Below are 765 nucleotides of genomic sequence, written 5' to 3' on the forward strand. Positions count from 1 at the left end.
AGAAAATAAGCTAAATATTTAGCTTAGTATTGACAATAACTAACTTATAGATTAAAATGAACTCATAGCTAACTAAACCTACACTTATAGCTTTTGTACGTTGGGGAACGTGAACTATAGTCTTTATTAAGTAGTGTTTGAACAGCTAAATAAGTAGCTTATGCACATAAGTATATTATTCAATCGGTTAGTTGTCAAAGGTTTTAACTAACTAATTGAATAAAACTTCTCGTGTTAGCTTGAAAGGTTGAGTTATATGGGTATTACCGAAAAAGTCAAAGAACTATGTTTAAATAGAGGAATATCAGTATCTAAATTAGAAGAGGAATTAGAATTTGGCCAAAATACCATTTATCAGTGGAAGAAAAGAACTCCTTCTGTTGAACGTGTACAAAAAGTAGCTGATTACTTCAACGTTTCTATAGATTTTTTATTGGGAAGAACTAACCAAATGAATAACAACCTTTCGAAAGATACAGAAGGTTTTACAGAAAAGGATAGAAAAGATATCGGAAAAAGAATGGAAGAGATACGCAAAGATCTGACAGACACTGACGGATTAATGTTTTCTGGTGAGCCTCTTTCAGTAGAGGCTTTAGATTCATTAATGGATGCAATGGAATACATCGAGAAACATACACAAAAAGTAAATAAGAAAAACATCCCTAAAAAATATAGAAAAGAATCAGAGTGATTCGGGGGAGGGAGATTCAATTGGGGTAATATGAAAAAGACACAGCATGAGAACTAGCAGACAAATAAAAC

The 765-nt window shown here is 32.0% G+C and carries 1 protein-coding gene; it reads left to right on the top strand.

Features of this window, described 5'->3' with window-relative positions; genetic code table 11:
- The first annotated feature begins 256 nt into the window (after positions 1 to 256).
- Positions 257 to 694, top strand: coding sequence for a helix-turn-helix domain-containing protein (locus tag KVT34_RS29605; RefSeq protein WP_217563231.1), 438 nt, complete (start codon positions 257 to 259; stop codon positions 692 to 694).
- Positions 695 to 765: the final 71 nt, after the last annotated feature.

It is taken from the genome of Paenibacillus sp. GbtcB18 (assembly GCF_019091125.1).
GTDB lineage: Bacteria > Bacillota > Bacilli > Paenibacillales > NBRC-103111 > Paenibacillus_F > Paenibacillus_F chitinolyticus.

Excerpts from the sequence above, each read along its gene's own strand:
- KVT34_RS29605 (WP_217563231.1), top strand. The coding sequence starts at position 257 with ATGGGTATTACCGAAAAAGTCAAAGAACTATGTTTAAATAGAGGAATA.